Origin of the sequence: uncultured Chitinophaga sp., assembly GCF_902168175.1 — a bacterium.
In the GTDB taxonomy this organism is placed as follows: domain Bacteria; phylum Bacteroidota; class Bacteroidia; order Chitinophagales; family Chitinophagaceae; genus Chitinophaga.
In genome coordinates this window covers 127,492-148,009 of the sequence record NZ_CABHOU010000041.1, presented here as the reverse complement: position 1 = coordinate 148,009, position 20,518 = coordinate 127,492, and the positions used below count along the sequence as shown (strand labels likewise).

The 20,518-nt window shown below is 48.8% G+C and carries 15 protein-coding genes; 9 read left to right on the top strand and 6 right to left on the bottom strand.

Annotated elements, in window-relative coordinates:
* The coding region (locus QZT80_RS08700; protein WP_295120584.1) for an ABC transporter permease at positions 1-2,017 on the bottom strand (2,017 nt) is incomplete at its 3' end.
* Between the two features lie 264 nt (positions 2,018-2,281).
* On the opposite strand from QZT80_RS08700, the gene QZT80_RS08695 reads away from it, so the two are divergent.
* The 9 genes from QZT80_RS08695 (at position 2,282) to QZT80_RS08655 (ending at position 8,584) form a co-directional block, all read left to right on the top strand.
* Positions 2,282-2,725 carry a VOC family protein gene (locus tag QZT80_RS08695; RefSeq protein ID WP_295120581.1) on the top strand — a complete coding sequence of 148 codons (444 nt, stop codon included), beginning with the start codon at positions 2,282-2,284 and terminating at the stop codon, positions 2,723-2,725.
* 120 nt (positions 2,726-2,845) lie between these two features.
* Entirely contained in the window at positions 2,846-3,148 is a 303-nt protein-coding gene (gene ureA, locus QZT80_RS08690) for an urease subunit gamma (RefSeq protein WP_295120579.1), read from the top strand.
* A 16-nt stretch (positions 3,149-3,164) separates the two neighbouring features.
* Complete coding sequence (ureB, locus tag QZT80_RS08685) at positions 3,165-3,539, top strand: urease subunit beta (RefSeq protein WP_295120576.1); 375 nt, start codon at positions 3,165-3,167, stop codon at positions 3,537-3,539.
* Positions 3,536-5,257 carry an urease subunit alpha gene (gene ureC / locus QZT80_RS08680; RefSeq protein WP_295120573.1) on the top strand — a complete coding sequence of 574 codons (1,722 nt, stop codon included), beginning with the start codon at positions 3,536-3,538 and terminating at the stop codon, positions 5,255-5,257. The genes ureB and ureC overlap by 4 nt, the downstream gene beginning before the upstream one ends.
* 9 nt (positions 5,258-5,266) lie before the next feature.
* A complete protein-coding gene (gene ureE / locus QZT80_RS08675; protein WP_295120571.1) occupies positions 5,267-5,767 on the top strand; it encodes an urease accessory protein UreE in 501 nt (166 codons plus the stop codon).
* Positions 5,764-6,441, top strand: a complete 678-nt coding sequence (locus tag QZT80_RS08670; protein WP_295120568.1) for an urease accessory protein UreF — start codon at positions 5,764-5,766, stop codon at positions 6,439-6,441. Before ureE ends, QZT80_RS08670 begins: the two co-directional genes overlap by 4 nt.
* Positions 6,442-6,457: 16 nt before the next feature.
* On the top strand, positions 6,458-7,078 hold the full coding sequence (ureG, locus tag QZT80_RS08665) for an urease accessory protein UreG (protein ID WP_295120566.1): 621 nt from the start codon (positions 6,458-6,460) through the stop codon (positions 7,076-7,078).
* Positions 7,075-7,890 (top strand): urease accessory protein UreD, encoded by an 816-nt coding sequence (locus tag QZT80_RS08660; RefSeq protein WP_295120563.1) that lies wholly within the window; start codon positions 7,075-7,077, stop codon positions 7,888-7,890. Before ureG ends, QZT80_RS08660 begins: the two co-directional genes overlap by 4 nt.
* On the top strand, positions 7,880-8,584 hold the full coding sequence (locus tag QZT80_RS08655) for a sulfite exporter TauE/SafE family protein (RefSeq protein WP_295120560.1): 705 nt from the start codon (positions 7,880-7,882) through the stop codon (positions 8,582-8,584). The genes QZT80_RS08660 and QZT80_RS08655 overlap by 11 nt, the downstream gene beginning before the upstream one ends.
* 66 nt (positions 8,585-8,650) lie before the next feature.
* On the opposite strand, the gene QZT80_RS08650 is transcribed toward QZT80_RS08655, so the two are convergent.
* From QZT80_RS08650 to QZT80_RS08630, 5 genes are all read right to left on the bottom strand, one after another.
* Positions 8,651-10,183 (bottom strand): right-handed parallel beta-helix repeat-containing protein, encoded by a 1,533-nt coding sequence (locus QZT80_RS08650; protein ID WP_295120558.1) that lies wholly within the window; start codon positions 10,181-10,183, stop codon positions 8,651-8,653.
* 81 nt (positions 10,184-10,264) lie between these two features.
* On the bottom strand, positions 10,265-11,977 hold the full coding sequence (locus tag QZT80_RS08645; RefSeq protein ID WP_295120556.1) for a RagB/SusD family nutrient uptake outer membrane protein: 1,713 nt from the start codon (positions 11,975-11,977) through the stop codon (positions 10,265-10,267).
* Between the two features lie 10 nt (positions 11,978-11,987).
* Positions 11,988-15,095, bottom strand: a complete 3,108-nt coding sequence (locus QZT80_RS08640; protein ID WP_295120553.1) for a TonB-dependent receptor — start codon at positions 15,093-15,095, stop codon at positions 11,988-11,990.
* Positions 15,096-15,129: 34 nt separating this feature from the next.
* Positions 15,130-16,827 carry a RagB/SusD family nutrient uptake outer membrane protein gene (locus QZT80_RS08635; protein ID WP_295120550.1) on the bottom strand — a complete coding sequence of 566 codons (1,698 nt, stop codon included), beginning with the start codon at positions 16,825-16,827 and terminating at the stop codon, positions 15,130-15,132.
* Positions 16,828-16,871: 44 nt separating this feature from the next.
* A complete protein-coding gene (locus QZT80_RS08630; protein ID WP_295120548.1) occupies positions 16,872-19,919 on the bottom strand; it encodes a SusC/RagA family TonB-linked outer membrane protein in 3,048 nt (1,015 codons plus the stop codon).
* Between the last annotated feature and the right edge of the window lie 599 nt (positions 19,920-20,518).

The window sequence follows — 20,518 nt, the reverse complement described above, 5'->3', positions numbered from 1 at the left end:
AAATCAACACCGACAGTATGGCCGCTATCGAAATAATCGTACGCCAGCGTTGCTCCTGTGCATATTCACGGGCATTTAACTGGTCGAGGAACTGGTATTCAAAAGATGCCGCGGGTAACGCTTTACGATAGGCAGCTTCGAAAGCTGCCAGCACCTGCGGCTGCCTCGCCTGTTCATAACTTATCCATATCCCGGTAGCTACTTCTTTATGTTTGAACATCAGCAGGGGCTGTATGCTTTCGCGCAACGAACCGTAATGAAAATCTTTCACCACACCGACGATCGTTCTTACTTCATTTCCATGATAGGGATCCATACGAACCTGTGTACCAATAGGCAATTGTAAACGCGCTGCTTTTACAAAAGCTTCGTTTACAATCAGTCCATCTTCTGCTTCACCTGTAAAGAAATTACGACCTTCTTTCAGAGGAATATTGAGCGCCGTTAAATAATGTTCATCAATTACCCGATGTTTCACCTGTAGTTCCTGTTCGCCCAGTTTAACGGGCGACTCGCCGCTGTATTCGCCGCCGAACGCCAGTGCGCGCACTCCGGGCTCTTTTGCTAGTTCTGATTGCAGGAATGATTTTACGGGCAGGGGGTCGACATTACCGCCAATGTTGGAACGTATTACCTGCTGAGGATTATAACCAAGGTCTTTCGTACGTACATAATCCATTTGCCTGTAGAACAACAGGGTGCTGATCACAAGGAATACAGAGAGCGAGAATTGTACGATAACTAAACTACGCCCCAGCACATTGCGCCCCGAAAGGCGCATACGGCCGCGTAAGATATCGGCCGGCTGAAAACGATTGAGTACGACAGCGGGATAAGCGCCGGTGACCACTACTATAATGGCGAGCAGGGCGGCAGCGTATACGAAGAAGCTGATATCTAATGCTGTTGCCGGTGAAATAAAGGCACCGGTTAGCCGGTTAAACAAAGGCAGGGCATTCAAAGTAATAACCACCGCCAGCAGCAGTGCAGCGAAACAAAGCAAACCTGCTTCCAGCAAAAACTGCAGTATGATTTGCCGGGACAAACCGCCGTTAAGTTTACGTACACAAACTTCCCGCGCACGTTTCATGGCGCCGGCAATACTCAGGTTTATAAAGTTGATGCCCGCCATCAGCAGTATAAATGCCGCAATACCCAAAAATATCCAGGAATAAAGGGGATTACTTCCATTGGCTACACCGGCCTCCATGCTGCTGTTAGGTTCATATAACGGGTTAAGATGAATGGCGGTAAGCGGCTGTAAACCGTAAGCTACTTTCACCCTGCCTTTATGCGCGGCGTTCATTTTAGCGGCTACCTGCGCAGATTTTGCAGATGGGTGCAGCACTACATAAGTACCCAGGTAAAAACTATCCCAACTGTAATCTTCAAAAGAAAGTTGCATGAAACGAAAAGGCAATACCGCATCGAACCGAATGGAAGAATGAAACGGAGGATCGGCTACCACAGCCGTAATCACCATCGGTTTACCCAAACGCTGCGCGGATGGGTCGGCGCTCATTTCTAATGTACGCCCCACCACGTCGGCAGTGTTAAATAAACGTCGGGCCGCACTCTCACTAAGCACTACCGAACCGGTTTCCTGTAATGCCGTTTGTATATTACCGTATAACGTGCGGAATGAAAACACATCAAAAAATGACGGATCGGCGAACAGCAATTGTTGCTTCACAACGGTGCTGCCCGCTACCAGGTCGCCGTAAATGGAACCGCCCATTACACGGGTATAGTTTTCTATACCAGGCACCTCCGCTTTAAACGCAGCGCCCTGCACCTGACCGGTGCCGCCAACCGTCCGCTCTTTAGTGGTAGCGGTAATACGGTAGATGTTAGCGGCCTTTTCATGGAAACGATCGTACTGCCGCTCATCACGCAGGTACAAAAGCGCCAGTAAGAAACAAGCCAGACCAATTGCCAGACCGGTAATATTGATAACACTGTACAACCTCTTTTGCCAAAGGTGCCGGAAAGCCAGTTTTAGATAGTTTTTCAACATAATGTATACGGCGATTTAGGGGCAGGCGGCACAAAGAATGCCAGTTACTATCTGACTGATAATACGTTGGTTAAGTTACGGATTTCGTCCGGTTATGCAACAAGGCACGTCCGGTATTGAACGTTGCCCATTGTTGTTACGGCCGCTGAAGGGAGTGACACAGCGGCGGCCCCATGGTTATCCCTCCGCTGGTGCCCAAAATTAATTTCCGCCGGTAACCGCCCCTATGTCGTTCTACGTTCTTTTTTGTATCTTTTCACCGTTATGAAGAAATATGCACTGCTCCTGGCCATTATGGCCGCAACAACAACGGTCATGGCCCAGAAAAAACCGGTATTGAATCACATAGCGCTCTCGGTATACGACCTGGAAAAAGCCACGGTGTTTTACCGCGACATCCTCAACATCGACACCATTCCCGAGCCCTTTCACGATGGTAAACATACCTGGTTCAAGATCAGCGAACACGGGCACCTGCACCTGATCAAAAGCGCCACGTCCATTACCACACACGATAAAAACACGCATCTCTGCTTCAGCGTTCCTTCGGTGGAAGAACTGATGAAGGTGCTGGAAAAACATAAAATCCATTACGAAAACTGGACCGGCACCCCTAAAACATTTAATACCAGGGTAGATGGTGTTAAACAGATTTACCTGAAAGATCCAGACGGGTATTGGGTAGAGATCAACGATGATAAATACTGATAAATAGACAATGACGAGGCCAAAAGCTTCGTCATTTTTATTTATGGCTCTATTTTTTAACAACCAAACTCATTTCTTTTTAACTTAAGGGGCGAAAACCATCATATAAAATAAATTATCATGCACTTAACACCGAGAGAATCGGAGAAGCTTTTACTGTTTTTGGCGGGCGAACTGGCAGCGAAGCGTAAAGCGCGCGGACTGAAGCTAAACTACCCGGAAGCAGTGGCCTACATCAGCAGTCATTTGCAGGAAGCTGCGCGCGATGGTAAAAGCGTGGCGGAACTGATGCACTATGGCGCTACGGTGTTGCAACGCCACGAAGTAATGGAAGGCATTCCCGAAATGATCCATGAAATACAGATCGAGGCTACCTTTCCCGACGGCACCAAACTGGTAACCGTACATAATCCTATCCGTTAACAGCTAATACCAGCAAATGATACCAGGCGAATATTTTCTGAAACCAGGCGATGTGATTGCCAATGAAGGACGGCCTACCGTGAAACTGAAAGTAGTGAACACCGGCGACCGCCCTGTACAGATAGGCTCCCACTTCCACTTCTTCGAGGTGAACCCGATGATGGACTTCGATCGCGAAAAGGCTTTCGGCATGCGACTAAACGTACCATCCGGCAACGCTGTACGTTTTGAGCCCGGAGAAGCAAAGGAAGTAGAACTGGTAACGTTCGGCGGGCACCGCAAAGCCATCGGATTTTCGAACCTCGCTAACGGCGAAACGACTACGAACGAGGCCAAAGAAAAAGCCATGAACAACGTGGCAACACATCAATTTAAAAACACGCCTTCATGAGCCTGAAAATACCTAAAGCGAAATACGCCAGCATGTACGGCCCCACCGTGGGCGATCGCGTAAGACTGGCGGATACAGAACTGATCATCGAAATAGAAAAAGACTATAACGTTTACGGCGACGAATGTAAGTTCGGCGGTGGTAAAAGTGTGCGCGATGGCATGGCACAGTCCAGCACCGCGTTACGTGCAGACGGTGTACTCGACTTCCTGATCACCAACGTGATCATTATCGACCACTGGGGCATTGTAAAGGCCGATATCGGTATTAAGGAAGGTAAGATAGTTGGCATTGGCCAGGCGGGCAATCCCGATACGATGGATGGCGTGCATCATAATATGATCATAGGTGCTGCCACTGAAGTACATAATGGCAGCAACCTGATTGCTACCGCAGGCGGTATTGATACCCACATTCATTTTATTTGTCCGCAGCAAATAGACCATGCACTGTTCAGTGGTATTACCACTATGATCGGTGGGGGCACGGGGCCCGCAGATGGTACCAGCGCCACGACCGTTACACCCGGCAAATGGAATATCATGCGTATGCTGCAGGCCGCCGAAGCTTACCCTATGAACCTCGGCTTTTTCGGCAAAGGCAACTGTTCTACCGAACCACCACTTACCGAACAGATAGAAGCAGGCGCACTGGGACTGAAGATACACGAAGACTGGGGCAGCACTCCGGCCGTAATAGACGCCGCACTGAACGTGGCCGATAAAATGGACGTCCAGATCGCTATCCATACCGACACCCTGAATGAAGGCGGCTTCCTGGAAGATACAATGAAGGCCATCAACGGTCGCGTGATACATACCTTTCATACAGAAGGCGCCGGTGGCGGGCACGCGCCGGACATTATCCGTGCGGCGCAATACCCCAACGTATTGCCGGCATCAACAAATCCTACACGTCCCTATACGATCAATACGATTGACGAGCATCTCGATATGCTGATGGTTTGCCATCACCTGGACAAACGCGTACCGGAAGATGTGGCCTTCGCTGATTCGCGCATTCGCCCGGAAACCATTGCAGCCGAAGATATCCTGCACGACATGGGCGTATTCAGCATCATGAGTTCCGACTCGCAGGCCATGGGCAGGGTGAGCGAAGTAATTACGCGCACCTGGCAAACGGCCGATAAAATGAAGAAACAACGCGGTGCATTACCGGAAGATGAGGGAAAGGATAACGATAACCTGCGCGTGAAACGTTACGTTGCCAAATACACAATCAACGCGGCTATCGCACAAGGCATTGCCAAACATGTAGGGTCGATAGAACCAGGCAAACTGGCCGATATCGTATTATGGAAACCGGCCTTCTTCGGCGTAAAACCGGAGATGATCATTAAAGGCGGTATGATCACCGCCAGTCGTATGGGCGATCCCAACGCTTCTATCCCAACACCGCAACCAGTTATTTACAGGCATATGTTCGGTGCGCATGGAAAGGCGGCACTGCATAGCAGCGTTACCTTCGTATCGCAGGCGGCCATTAAAAACAATATCGCGCTGGAATACGGCTTGCAGAAGCAACTGCTGCCTGTAAGTGATTGCCGCAACATTGGTAAAAAGGATTTGATCCATAATGACAAAACGCCCGAAATATCTGTAAACCCGGAGAACTACGAGGTGAAGGTGGATGGTGTAAAGATCACCTGTGAGCCTGCTAAAGAAGTGGCGCTGGCACAAAGGTATTTCCTGTTTTAAACTAAGTATATGCTGATCCGTGAGAAAGTGGGAAACGTTGCCAATACTGATATTGGTAACCGCAGGAAAGACGAACTGCAGATAGAATGGTTTGATGCGCCCAAACGCATACAACGCCTCCGTACGCAAAACGGCACAGAGGTAGCGATTAAATTTTTACAGGAAGGCCAGCGGCTGGAACAGGGCGACATATTGTTCATGGACGAAACGACGGTTATTATAGTGAACATCATTTCCTGCACGGCCATTGCCATAGAACCGCGCACCATGGTGGAAATGGGAACTGTTTGTTATGAGATCGGCAATAAACACCTGCCTATCTTTTTGCAGGACGAAGAAGTGCTGATACCGTACGAAGAGCCGTTGTTTCGCTGGTTGCAGGCAGCGGGGTTTGCGCCGGAAAAAAAGGAGCGGCAGTTGCGTAACATGTTAAAGTCGAATGTAACACCACATAGTCACGGCGGTGGCAGCACGCTATTCTCGAAAATCATGAACCTGGCTTCCAAATGAGCGCACATTACCTGGGCAGCCTGCTGCACCTCGCCGACCCTACACTGCCCATTGGCGGGTACACGCACTCGGCGGGACTGGAAACCTATGTACAGCAGGGACTCGTACACAATGCAACAACCGCCGAACTGTTCGTGCGCAACATGTTACAGTATAACCTGCAGTACAATGATGCGGCCTTTGTTCACTTTGCGTACCAGGCCACCTTACAGCAAAATCTTCAACAACTGGTACAACTGGATGATGAATGCACGGCGTTAAAAACGCCGAAGGAAATACGCTTCGCCAGCCAGAAGTTAGGTTTAAGGCTGATAAAGATATTTTCGAGGCAACAACCGTTTCCCTTCGCAACTTTATGTGAAAAGGAAATTAAATCACCACACTACTGCATCGCCTTTGGTATGTATGCACAATTGCTGGGCATACCGGAAGAGGAAGCACTGGTATCGTTTTACTACAACGCAGCCGTGGGCATGGTGACCAATAATGTAAAACTGGTACCACTGGGGCAGCTGGATGGGCAGGACATCCTGTTCCGCCTGCAACCCTTAATAAAATCACTGGCAAAAGCCGGTTTGCAGCCCGACGAAAGTATGACGGGGCTCTGTAACACGGGCTTCGATATTCGCTGTATGCAGCATGAACAGTTGTATTCAAGACTGTACATGTCCTAACATCAACATAAAAAAAATGGAAAGAAAATATATAAAGATAGGTGTGGCAGGCCCGGTAGGTTCCGGTAAAACAGCCCTGATAGAAAGGCTGTCGAGGCACATGACCAACGATTACAGCATTGGTGTAATTACCAATGATATTTATACAAAGGAAGATGCGGAATTCCTGACCCGCAATAGCCTGCTGCCCGCAGCACGTATTATTGGTGTGGAAACAGGCGGCTGTCCGCACACGGCCATACGGGAGGATGCGAGCATGAACCTGGAAGCTGTAGATGAAATGGCCCAGCGCTTTCCCGACCTGGACATCATATTTATTGAAAGCGGCGGCGATAACCTGTCGGCTACTTTTAGTCCCGACCTGGCGGATGTAACCATATTCGTAATAGATGTGGCGGAGGGCGATAAAATCCCCCGTAAAGGCGGCCCTGGCATTACACGTTCCGACCTGCTGGTGATCAATAAAATTGACCTGGCGCCATACGTAAACGCCGACCTCGGCGTAATGGACCGCGATGCGAAGAAAATGCGCAATGAGCGTCCTTTCATTTTTACGAACTTAATGAGCCTCGAAGGCCTGGACAAAGTGATTAGCTGGATAAAACAACATGCGTTACTGGAAGGCGCCGAAGGATGATCAATGAGCTGAAAATAGTAACCGGGCTACGTAACAACCGCACCTACCTAAAGGACAGCTTCTTCACGCGGCCCTTTAAGCTGGCAGATGTTGGCCTCGACCGCCATGACCCGGCGCTGTACCTTACACTCATGAGTTCCTCGCCCGGCATACTCGATGGTGATGTATACGACATCCGCATTCACCTCGAAGCCGGTACACGCCTGGAAATGCAAACGCAGTCGTACCAGCGCATATTTCAAATGGAACAGGAAGCGCAGCAGCAAATGCAGGTAGTATTAGAGGATGGCGCGATGCTGAGTTACATTCCTCACCCGGTGGTACCGCATAAAAATTCTGTATTTAAAGCGCATAATAAAATCAGCATTGGCAATAATTGCAGACTGATGTGGGGGGAGATCGTGACCTGCGGACGTAAGTTATCGGGTGAAGTGTTTGAATTTAAACTGCTGAAAAACCTTACAGAGATATACATGGCAGGAAAACTGGTACTAAAAGATAACCAGTTGATGATGCCGGCTGTTATACCGCCCGGCACCATGGGTCAGCTAGAAGGTTTTACCCACCAGGCCACTTTTATATTTATGGACACGCACGCCGATGCGCCATTGTTCGAAGACAATATCCGCGCAATAATGGCAGCAGAAGAAAACATCGCCTTCGGCATTACCCGTGCCGCCGGACCGGCCGTAGTACTCCGCGTACTTGGCCACGGCGGTGAGCAGTTGTACGACTGCCTGCAAAACCTGGCAGGCCTTATCTGGCGAAATGAAATAACATTAATCAATCAAAACACCACCGATGAACGCTGAAATTGGCGCACTTATAGTTACCGCTATCGGTATTAGCTGTTTACATACTGTAACAGGCCCCGACCACTACGTGCCTTTTATTGCCATTTCCAAAGCCCGCAACTGGTCGCTGACCAAAACCATCTGGTGGACTATCGTATGCGGCATAGGCCATGTAGGCAGTTCTATTGTGCTGGGTTTCCTGGGTATTTTACTCGGCTGGCAACTCTCCAAACTCACCGGCCTCGAAGATGTACGGGGAGGCATTGCATCATGGGCGCTGCTCGCATTCGGCACGTTGTATCTAATTTACGGTATTAGACAGGCCTACCTTAACCGCGCTCACAAACACTTTGATGTGTACGACGACAACTCCGTTTATGTATACGAGCATAAGCACGGCGAAATGCCCGTATACCCACAGAAGCGCACTAAAGTAACCCCATGGATCCTGTTCATCATCTTTGTACTGGGCCCCTGCGAGCCGTTGATTCCCTTACTTACATTCCCGGCGGTACAGCAATCTACCGGGGGCATTATTCTTATCGCCAGTGTATTTACCATTTTTACATTGATAACGATGGTATCGATGGTGTTACTCGGGTACTATGGTTTCGCCTTCCTGCAAACGGGGAAGATAGAGCGGTATGTACATGTGATTGGTGGCGCGAGTATTACCATATGTGGCGTGGGCATGGTGTTTTTGGGTTGGTAAATGACGGTGTATACACCGCAATTATAAAAGAAAAAGGGGCGGTACACACCGCCCCTTTTTAATATCCTACATCTCATGCACTCCAATATCGACCTTCCTGCCCGGCTGCACCTTATTCCCAAAAATGTCGTTAACAGGCTTATCCACCACAGCCCGGCCCTTATTCGCAGCAGGCGAAGCGGGCTTTAGCTTTAAACCCTTCAACGCCTCCCAGCCAGGGTTACCACCGAGTACCAGCGACTGGAACATCGGATCGGCATTTACGGCACCGGCATCTTTTATCGCGTTGGTATGCGAACCAAAGTAGAGGTTATTCTCATAAAAAATACGCGTAGCCTTCGACGCCTGGTAATCTACCGGCGTTAAAGCAAAGAAAATATTATTGGCGAACAGCGTACTGTCCGGGTAACCATTCCAGTTATCAAATGCGATAATAGAGCTATCGATGCCTGCTTCGCGTTGCGGCACGATAATCACATTATTGTAGATCTGCGTGTTTTTTGCGGGGCCGGGTAAATGTATCACCGGAGAAAAACCTGCATGTTTACCCTGCGTACGGGAACCATCGTTGATCGAAATATTGTAACGCACCACGGTACCCACGTTACCTGCACTGTAAGATGGCTTTGCACTGCCATCATCACACACCAACAGGAAACCTCCTTCGTTATCATGGCTGTAATTGTATTGTATCAGCGTATTGCGGCAGTTCCAGTCGGAGTCGAAACCCTGACCGTCCCAGGGGGCTTTGTGGTCGCTTACTTCATTGTATTCAATTACGGTGTTATCGCAGCTCCAGGGCCATATACCTGCCGCAGCTTCGGAGTCGGGCAACAGGCGCGGGCAGTCGCGCATGGTGTTGTGCGAAATAATGGCGCCATCGCAGCCAATAGGCACAATACCATCGCCCGGAATACCTTCCAATAGATTTTTACGCACGATTACGTTGAGATGCGGAAACCAGTCGGATCGGGAAGAATTACCGGTGAACGTGATCCCATTACGGGCGGTGTTACGGATCGTACATTCTTCGATCACCAGGCCGTCAAACCTCGTTTTTATATTTCTTCCGCCCCCCATTACCATAATACCGGCACCGCCGCCTGCCGATTTTAACAGGCTGCCATTTACATCGTGTACATCTATCCCTGACAAAATAATATGATGAATAGTACCTGTATCGCGGGCCTGCACCAATATGCCATTACGCCTCGCCTCTCGTTCGGCACCGAAGTTGGATACATCGATGTTCTTCACTTCCCAGTATTCCACATTGTATAAAAACAGCGCGGCCGGCATGATGCCATTACCCTGTATACGCGGTTTATATCCTTCTCCAAAACGGTTGATGCTGATGGGTTGCCCGGCCTTACCAGAGCCCTGCACTTTCAGCTGGCCTTCGTAAATACGGCCGGCACGGAACAACAACTTATCGCCGGGTTTAAATACCTGTGTATTTACGCGCTTCAGTGTTTTCCATGCCTGCTTTTCACTGAGCCCGCTGGCAGCATCGCTGCCGTTAATGGCATCCACATAATAATCGGCTGCCCGGGTTTGTTGCAGCCCCAATAAACAACTGAGTAGTAAGATGTATTTCATATGCGTCTAAGATACAAAAAGTCCCCTGCCGTTCGAGCGATTTCGATAGCAGGGGACTGTATTTATCAACCAAAAAATCAATTAGTAACCTGGGTTTTGTTTTAATGCCAGCATCTTACGGGTTTCCACGTAAGGGATGGGCATCAGGTAATTGGCTTCGCGGAATGCGTGCCTGCGCAGCGTGTTCTCTACAGTGTAAGTAAAGTTGGCGGCAGGGCCTTTAATCCTGATACGCAGGTTAAACCCATTGTTGATCGCCTCTGCAATTTTCCAACGGCGAATATCGTTCCAGCGCTGATCTTCAAACGCCAGTTCTATCCTCCTTTCATTCTGGATAAATGCGCGCAGTTGTTCTGGCGTCATGTTTACATTAATGCCGTAGTTGCCGTCGGCACCTGGCTGTATACCTGCACGGGTCCTGATTTTGATCAACTCTGGATAAGCGAGGGACGGGTTACCGGCTTCGCTCACTGCCTCGGCATAGTTCAGCAGCACTTCTGCATAACGGATAAGCGGCCAGCCTCTTTCGGTGTTACCAGGGCTATTGGCGGCCAGGTTTTCATCGCACATTTTACGGCCATAGTAACCGGTAGCTACATCACTAAAGCCATCCTGGCTACCATCGTCGGAAGTATTGATGGCCTGTTTGGCTCCGGCGGCATTATTAAAATACAATGCGCCATGGTGAATGAGGGTATACTTAAAACGTGGCTCTCTGCCCACATAAGGTTTTGTAGCATCGTAACCGGAACCGGCTTCGGTAATGGCTTTACCGTTCAGCATGGGAAAGGCCTGTGCCAGGTTATGTGTAGGCGAACTGGTACGCGCACCGCCACGGCTGGTAGGCAGGTAAAAGCTTTCGAAGTCTTTATTACCAGCACGGTTAAACGAGAAAATATATTCGGGGTTCACCCTCATCAGGAATACCCTGTAAAAACCAAAACCTGGATTTGCAGGATCGGTATTATCTACGTACAGCGAATAATCGCCAAGCTCCATCACGGCTTTGGCGGCATCGGCTGCCCGCTGCCAGCGGGCAGCGCTATAGGTTTCATAACCCATTATCTTTTTCAGCTCAACATCGTTGGTTGCCGGGCTGCCACCGTTAAACAGCGGGCTGGCGGCATACAACAGGGTGCGGGCTTTTAAGGCCAGGCAGGCCCCTTTTGTAATGCGACCGTAATCCTGCTCGGGATAATCGTCGCGGCGAGGCAGCAGGTTAGCCGCTTCATCCAGTTCTTTCACGATATATTCTACTCCCTGCTCGTAAGTACCGCGTGCAATGTTTGGAATGTTATCGATAGTAAACAACGTATCGCCCAACATAGGCACGCCACCATAGGCGTTTAACAGGTTATGATAAAACCAGGCGCGCAGAAAACGCGCTTCGCCCGAAACTCTCGACTGTAAAGTCTTAGACAATGGTGTAGTGGGCAGTTTACGCAGCAGCAGGTTTATCGCCCTGATGTTGCTGTATGGTACTGACCAGAAATCGCCCGGCGTATTACTCGGGCTCAGTGAGCCGTTGTACATAATTACCGCCTGGTTGGTAGGACTGGAAAATGAGTACTCCGCATCATCTGTAGAATATTCTGTTTGCGCGCCGCGGCCTTTCACGAAACTAAACGTAGCCTCAGAATAAATCCTGGCCAGGAAGTTCATGGTACGGGCACTATCGGTAAATACTGTGGTTTCGTTCAGGTTGTTATCCACCTTACTGTCCAGGAAGTCCGACGACTTTTTACAGGCCACAAAGGCTACACTGGCTCCAATTATCAATAATAATTTTTTCATCTCTGATCCTTTAAAAAGTAACGTTAATACCGAAATTGTACATGCGTTGCGGAGGATAAGCCACGCGGTCTCTTGCCGACTCTACTTCCGGATCGAACTCGTACCGGCTGGCCGATTTGGTCCAGGTAAGCAGATTGGTGCCGTTTGCATATACGCGAACATCAGACAGTGCAATTTTTCTTGCCCAGGCAGTTGGCAGTGTATAACCAAGTTCCACGTTTTTCAATCTTATATAATCACCACGAACGAACCAGTAGGTGGAAGGATAGGCGTTTGGCGTATTTAAGTCAGACACAAGGCTCAACTTAGGATAACGCGCCTTGTCGCCCAGCTCCGGTGTCCATGCATAACGGTGAATATCCTGCAGGTTGGAAGAGAATGCCTGGATAGATTCAGACACACCACGGACGTTGAAGTTAGCCGCACCCTGGAAGAACATGTTAAACGAAAGACCTTTGTAGTTGAAACCTACCTGCGCGCCGTAAATCGTATTTGGCAGGTTAGGAAAGCCGCTCACCGCCCTGTCAGACTCATTGATCATACCATCACCATTCAGGTCTTTATATTCCAGGTCGCCGGGGAATGCTTTAATAGGCGTAGTTGGACGCGATTTGATATCTGCCTCGTCGGTGTAATAGTGACCGGTCCACTGGTATACCGCAATCTGTCCGGCACTTTTACCGGTTTGCTGCATCCATGGATAAGCCTGTACAGCCTCATCCATTTCCAGTATCTTATTGCGGGCGTAAGAATAAGTACCACGAACAGAGTAAGAGAAGTCTTTACCGATTTTATTGCGGTAAGTAAGCTCCAGCTCGTACCCTTTGTTCTCCATGATACCGAAGTTGGTAGGCGGCAGGCCCTGTCCAAACACCTGCGACACACCACCACGGTTGGTAATAATGTCTTTGCGTTTGTTGTAGAAGTAATCACCGGTGAAGGAAACTTTTCCGTTAAAGAACTCCAGCTCCAGACCTACGTCCGTTTTGGTTTCTTTTTCCCAGGTTACGTTATCGTTACCCAGTGTACCTTCCTGCAAACCGGTGTAGCCGTTATGCGTAGTACCAAAAGATGTTTGCTGACCACTCGCGCCGTTGTTATTGGCGTAAGTCTGCAGGTAATAGTAACGGAAAGAACCTAGGTTATCGTTACCAACCAATCCGTATGAACCACGGATTTTCATCCTGCTCACCACCGTTTTAACCGGCTCAAAGAAACTTTCTTCAGAGATATTCCATCCTGCAGATGCAGCCGGGAAGAAGCCATAACGTTTGTTGGATACAAACCTGTCGGAACCGTTGTAACCAGCATTAAACTGCACCAGGTATTTGTCTTTGTAATCGTAACCTAACCTGCCGGTGAACCCGCGGAAGTTGTTGGGTACAAAGCTGTATTCATTTGTACTGTTGAACTGCAACACCGTATTCTGGTTATACAATGCCAAACCATACACATGATGCACGCCAAAAGTACGATCGTAGTTCATGATCGCCTGCATAGTAAGGTTCCTGTAAGTAGAACCTGGTGAGTAGTTCACGAAGAAACGCCTGTTACGCAGTGCATTCGGATCTTTCGGCGTATACGTATCATTAGCCGGGTTATAGATATAAGATGGGAACAGATCGCGGTTTACGTTACGGTTATTAGAGTGGTTGGAAGTATACGCCAATGTACCTTTCAACGACAGCCCTTTTGTAATGAAATCCAGCTTCTGATTAGCCGTACCAATGAGGTTCATGTTGTTCTCAAAAGTGCGGTTGTAACCGTACATCGACATACGGCCGATCAGGTTATTGAGCGGCGCGTTGTTATAGTTCGGCCCCTGCTCTATCTGCCAGTTGCTGTAACCCCATGTTCCATTCGGGTTTTTGATGGGATAGTTCATAGGCGAAGTAACACGGAAAGTGCTATAGTCATAGAACACATCGTTATAACCGAAAGGACTGCCTACCTGCGGCGTATTTACCTGACCAACGTTACCATACAGGTCGATGCGGGCATCGAGGGTATTGGTCAGCTTCATATCCAGGTTAGAACGGTAGTTATATCTTTTGTGAAAGTAGTTGTTATTCACCCCCTGCTCAGAAGCATAATCTTTTGCAAGACCATCCTGGAACAGGTAACCTAATGAAATGAAGTACTTTACTTTTTCGGTACCACCGGCAACGTCCAGGTTGCCACGTAATTGTTTGCTATAATCTTTAAACAGGAGTTTTTTCCAGTCGTTATCCGGGTGACCATAAGGATCTTCGCCGGTGCGGAACAGTTCAATATCCTCGGCAGTCCATCTATCAGGCTGACCATCGTTTTTCCTGGCCTGGTTGTAAAGTTTGGCTACTTCGTAAGAATTGAGGTAAGAGGCCATACGTGTAGGCTGCATCATGGTACCTTCGCCACGTACAGAGATTTTGGGAGGACCAGACTTACCGCGCTGTGTGGTTACCACTACTACGCCGTTAGCGCCTTTAACACCATATACCGCGGTGGTAGCAGCATCCTTCAGGATAGTTAAGCTCTCTACTTCGTTGGGGTCCAGTCTTGCAAACTGGTCATATGTAAACTCGATATCGTCTACAATGATCAGCGGGCGGGTACTGCCACCATTAAAGGAGCTGATACCACGGATAAAGAAGTCCGCACCATCGCCACCCGGGCGACCAGAGCGCTGTTGGGCAGTAAAGCCAGGCAGGCGGCCTGCCAGCGTATTCTGCAAACTCGCCGAAGGGTTCTGACGGATCTCTTTGCCTGAAATGGTGCTGGCCGCACCGGTCATCGTAATTTTACGCTGCTGGCCATAACCAATTACAATTACCTCTCCGAGGCCTTTCGTGTCCTGCTCAACGGTCACTTCGATCACACTGCGGCCACCCACGGTAATTTCCCGCGTTATATAACCCACACCCTTCACCACCAGTATGTCACTGGTGCCTTTTAATGTGATTTTAAACTGGCCGTCCACATCGGTGATGGCACCATTATTAGGCACGTCTTTTTCTATAATGGCCACGCCTATTGCGGGACCGTCTTTATCCTTAATTACGCCGGTTACCTGCTTTTGCGCAAAGGCAAAAGAGCTGGAAAGCAGCAGTAAAGTGAGGAATGATATAATTCTTTGCATATCGTAATGTTTTGTATTGTCAGTTTTCAATGCGTTACCAGCCTTCATTCTGAACGAGTTTCAGATTTTTGGTCGTTTCATCGTACGGGATGGGCATATGGTACAACCTGTTCTGGAAAGTGAACGTAGTTACCGGCACCCTTTCGTACACGAACGTACCATTGGTCTGTTTGGTAATCTTCATCCCGGTAGCGGTGCGGTTCAGTTCCGTTCCTGCTGTTTTCCAGCGGCGGAGGTCCCAGAAACGCTGCTCTTCAAATGCCAGTTCTATCCTGCGTTCGTTCATGATCAGGCTTCTCATTTCCGCCTGCGTAATACCGGTTTTAATGCCGTAACGGGCGCCAGTGCCGGCAGTAATACCCGCTCTTTTGCGGATCTCTATCACTTCTTTCACTGCATCTTCAACCCTGTTCACTTCATTCAGCGCTTCAGCATATGCCAGCCTGGCTTCTGCAAAGCGGAACAATATAAAGTTGTGGCTCTGCGAACCGTAGGTATCGTTCGTGGCAAGGTTAGGCATAAACTTACGGGCGTAGTAGCCAGTCCTGGTTTGAACCGAAATACCACCCGGTTTATCTCTGCCACCTTCCCAGGTTTCTACCGGCCGTTTTAACCATTGCATACCATTAAAGAATACGGTGAAGCCCAGGCGCGGGTCCCTGCCTGTGTAAGGAGCAGCGGCATTATAACCGCTACCAGCTTCTGTAATTCCCAGACCGTTCGCCATCGGGTACGCATCTACCAGTTCCTGCGTAGGGCTTGTAAGACCGTTACTTAAAGCGGGCGTTCCGTAACCCATGGGGGCATTATTGGTTTCTACAGATGCACCGTTAGGCGACTGTTTTGCGAGTATGACCTCTTTGTTTCGTTTAGTGATAAACACATTGATGAAACTGGCATTCAGTTCATAAAAATTCAGCCCTCTCAGTTCTTCATAATCAGTTATTACCGTTTGCCAGCGGGTGGCATCGTAAGTAGGATAACCGGTAAGTGCTTTCTTTACGGGATCAGTTTCTATACCGCCACCGTTGAACAGCGGACTGGCACAGTACAGGTGTACACGCAGCTTCAGTGCGATGGCAGCGCCTTTAGGTACGCGCCCCCAGTCTGTATCGGTAAGTGCCGACTCCGGGCGAAGGCTGTCTTTTACCGCATCACACTCTGTTACTATGTAATCAACACACTCTGCAAAAGTGTTACGGGGTAACTGCAGGTTGTCTGACGGTTTAAAAAGTGTGTCGCCTATCAATGGCACACCACCGTAACGTTTCATCAGTTCGAAGTAAAACAGTGCGCGTAAAAAACGGGCTTCTGCTTTCCAATACCTGATGGTTAATGCCGGGGCGGGTACTTTATCTATATTTTTAAGGAAGATATTAGACCTGCGGATGCCGGCATAACTGCTACCCCAGTATGGATCGGGATTGTTTACCACACTCACCCTGCCATTCGTATATGCTTCTATCGGACGGTTATTGCGTGAAGGCACGGCATCGCCGGCGGCACAATCCAGATAGTCGCCGGTGTTAGCGCCAATACGGTTAAACCCGGTGGGCATATAGTTGTAGGCATCGTTTAATACCCATTGAGCGATCGTGGCATTTTTATCCATTTCGTCCCACACTAGGTCGTCCAGGATCCAGTCCTTTGGCTCGGTTTCCTCTTTTTTACAGGCGGAAAAGCTCAGTAGTACCGCGAGGGTAAACAGGCAAATCGAAACGCTTCTGTTCATATCTTTCATATTTTTTCTTAGTCAAAATTGAGATACCGCTTCAGTTACAGCTTAATGTTGATGCCTATGTTCACCATTTTCTGGAGAGGATAAGCATTGTAGAAAGCTTCCGGATCGAGGCTGTTGTCCAAACCAGAGAAAGTAAGCAGGTTCAACCCGTTTACAAACACCCTGGCGGAAGTAAGTCTTACCCTTTTAATCACCGATGCCGGCAGCGAATAACCCAGCTCTATGCTTTTCAAACGCATGTAGTTACCACTGCGCAGCCAGTAATCTGAAGCCGCTTCGTTATTGATATTGTTATCGAGGCTCAGGCGGGGATAAGTAGCTGTAGCAGCAGTAGCCGGCGTCCAGCGGCCGAGGTGCTGACTGTAGGCCTGGTTAAAACCATTACCCTGGAACTCGTAATAATACTGGTCGAGGTAATAGTCACGGTTTACCAAACCTTGCAGCAGTGCATTGAAGTCGAAACCATTCCAGTTAGCGCCCAGGCTAAAACCAAGGCTTATTGTTGGTTTCTGAACACCGATAGGGGCAACGTCGAACTGGTTAATTACACCATCGCCGTTGAGGTCTTTATATTTGATATCGCCGGGCTGCGGGTTGTAACCCTGTACCGTTGGAGAGGTTTTAATTTCATCGATCGTCTGGAACAATCCGTCGGATTTATATCCGAAACGCTGACCGATCATACGGCCACTGGTGCGCATCCAGTCGTACTCGCGGTATACTTCATCTGTATACTGGGATACGGTGTTAATTACACCACCGTTCACATTCACGTAGTAAGAGAATTTGCCGCGTGTTTCGCGCCAGTTCAGATTTGCATCCAAACCACTGTAACGGTAACGGCCGATATTTTCTGAAGGATAAGTGTTACCCAGGATAGTAGTGTTCCTGCCCTTCACCATCAGCATGTCATAAAACTTATTGTCGTACACTTCGGCGCTAAAGCCCAACCGGTTGTTGAACAATGCGGTTTGTATACCAACGTTAAATTTCTTCGCTTTCTCGAAAGTGATATTTTCGTTCGCCAAAGGCTGCTCCACCATTGTTAACACACCGCCGGCACTGGTACCAAAGTACACGTTAGGGCCATCGAAGTAACGCTGGATGTAGGAGAAGTACCCCGGGTTATCCCAACCTGTTTTACCATAAGAAGTAAACAGTTTAAGGGTAGTGATCCATGGAACGCTTTTCATGAAATCTTCGCGGTCGAGGTTCCAGGCGGCGCCTACAGCAGGGAAAGTGCCGTATTTATAATCACCATCCGGTGGGTAACGGTTAGAACCGTTGATGCCCAGCGTACCTTCCAGCACGTACTTCTGTTTGTAGTTGTACGCCACCCTTGCACTACCTCCAAAAATGATGTAGGGCAGGTCGCCATCTGTTACCTGTGCATCGTTGTTCACCAGTACTACCGCATCTATACCATGTGTATTGTTGAACACGCGGTTGTAACCGATCGATCCTTCGAGGTAAGTAGAACGGCGAACATACTCCATACTGTTACTGTTACCCATCGTGGAGTTGGTGCTGAACTGCTGGTAACTGGTATCGCCGGCAGGTGAGATATTCATTTTAAACGACGCCTGTGTTTTAGTCCTCATAATCCATTCCGACGCGGCAGAATAGTAAGCCAGCATACCTTTTACCCAAAGGCCCGGCGTTACTTCATCAAGCGTACGTTTCAGGTACACGTCGGCCATAATGTCGCGGCGGTAGTTATTGCGGTAACCGCGGCCGGTAGACTCGATCCATACGTTATTCTGGAACTGCTGCGAAGCACCTGGCGTACCGTTTACGTTCGTAACAGGGTAAGCGTTGTTAGGTGTGTTCGTAACCGCTGCAACAACGGTAGGACTGGTAGATCCGGGTTCGTTCACCGTCCATATCCTGCCCAGCAGGTTAATGCCGGTAGTGATCTTAGAGGTCACGTTGATGTCCACATTAGAGCGGATCACATAACTTTTAGATTCCGTGTTGGTGCTGTAGCGGTTACTGTCCAGGGTTTTGAAAACGCCCGTCTGGTTAAAGTGCTCCAGCGCCACGAAGTAACGTGCGAATTTATTACCGCCCCTTGCCGTTAACGTATAACGGTCGAAGCGCGATGACTTACGCAGCACCTGGTCTGCCCAGTTTACATCCGGGTGGGTGAAAGGAGAGGAATGGTCTTTATATTTCTGCAGGTCGTCAGCTGTATACACCGGCGACAAACCTTCGTTAGCCCTTGCTTCGTTATAAAGCGTAGCGAAATTGAAAGCGTTCAGGCCTTCCGGCAAACCCATTGGTTTCTGGAAAGCCGTTTGTGCGGTGAAAGATATCTGCTGGCGGCTGGGTGTACCTTTACGGGTAGACACGAGCAGTGCGCCGTTCGAACCTCTGACGCCCAGCATAGCAGTAGCCAGTGCATCTTTAAGCAGCGTAACCGATTCTATTTCTTCCAGGTCGAAAGTTGTTACCGGACGGGGAACACCATCAACCAATACAATAGGCGAACGGCCGCGCACCTGGAACGACACCTCGTCGTAACCCGGCTGACCAGAGCTTTGATTGGTAATAAGTCCGGCGAACTGACCTACCAGTGCGTTCTTTAACGAAGGCACCGTCATACGGGCAATATCATCTGTATACACCGCCTGGGTAGAAGCGGCGGTAAGATGCGGGGCGGCAGTAACCAGGTTGCTGAAGCGCACTGGTTTAATACGGTTAAGCGCAAGATTGCGGGAACTGATTGCAAAACGTACGCTGCTTTCATTACCCAATACAAATGTAGCCAGGAAGGCATTGCCGTAACTTACATCTACAGCATCGCCCCTGAGGCCATTGAGTTTGAAATTGCCACCGGCATCTGTTTGCGCGGTAAAGCCCGAACGCCTTACTTTAAGTGTAGCGTCCGCAATAGGTACGTCCTTATCGTCGGTAAGAACGCCCCCATAAAAGGTAGCCGAATCTTGTCGTACTGCCATTTCCGTAGCAGCAATGCTGTTAGCAGCGCGGCTTACGGTAGATGCCAGTGGCACAGCGGCGATGCCCATCGCCGACATGAGTAAGAAACGGTAAGGAGCAGTTTTTGGTAAACACAGCTTCATAATGGCACGTGGTATTATTAGATAAATGATTTCATTTCAGGTACTGGCAGGCGCTTCAGGGCACACCATCTCCAAACATCAGTTTGATGACGGCAATCCAGGCAGGGAATGCTCAGAATTCTCTTTTCTGCGTTTGGTCGACGGGGAAATTAAGGGACGATTAATCTCTTCATAACGATGTTTTCTCCGTGAAAGGTTCGATTAGTGTCAGATTCAGCCCGCAGCCGGCCGAGTCTTTTCTGCTTACTTCTACTTTGATTTCAGTTTTTAACGTGTTATACCTATTCGTCTATTGCAATCGATTTACAAATCTTGTGTGGAATGTTGCTATTTTCTCGTAACCATTGGTTGATTCCTTTCGGACATTAATTGTCATTTATACATTTAAGGTAAACTTAGAATTCCTTTGTCGTTCAATATACGCAATTTTTAACATGGAGTACGCCGATTTTAACCTTTTCACAAAATTTTGTTAAGATCTTATCTAGCAAACATTGCTTAATCGATAAAGCATGAAGGCTGCGTCTGGTAAGGATTTACGAACTATGTGTACGGCATACGCCATTTATACACCGGCGGTAGTTCAGGCACAAATGGTA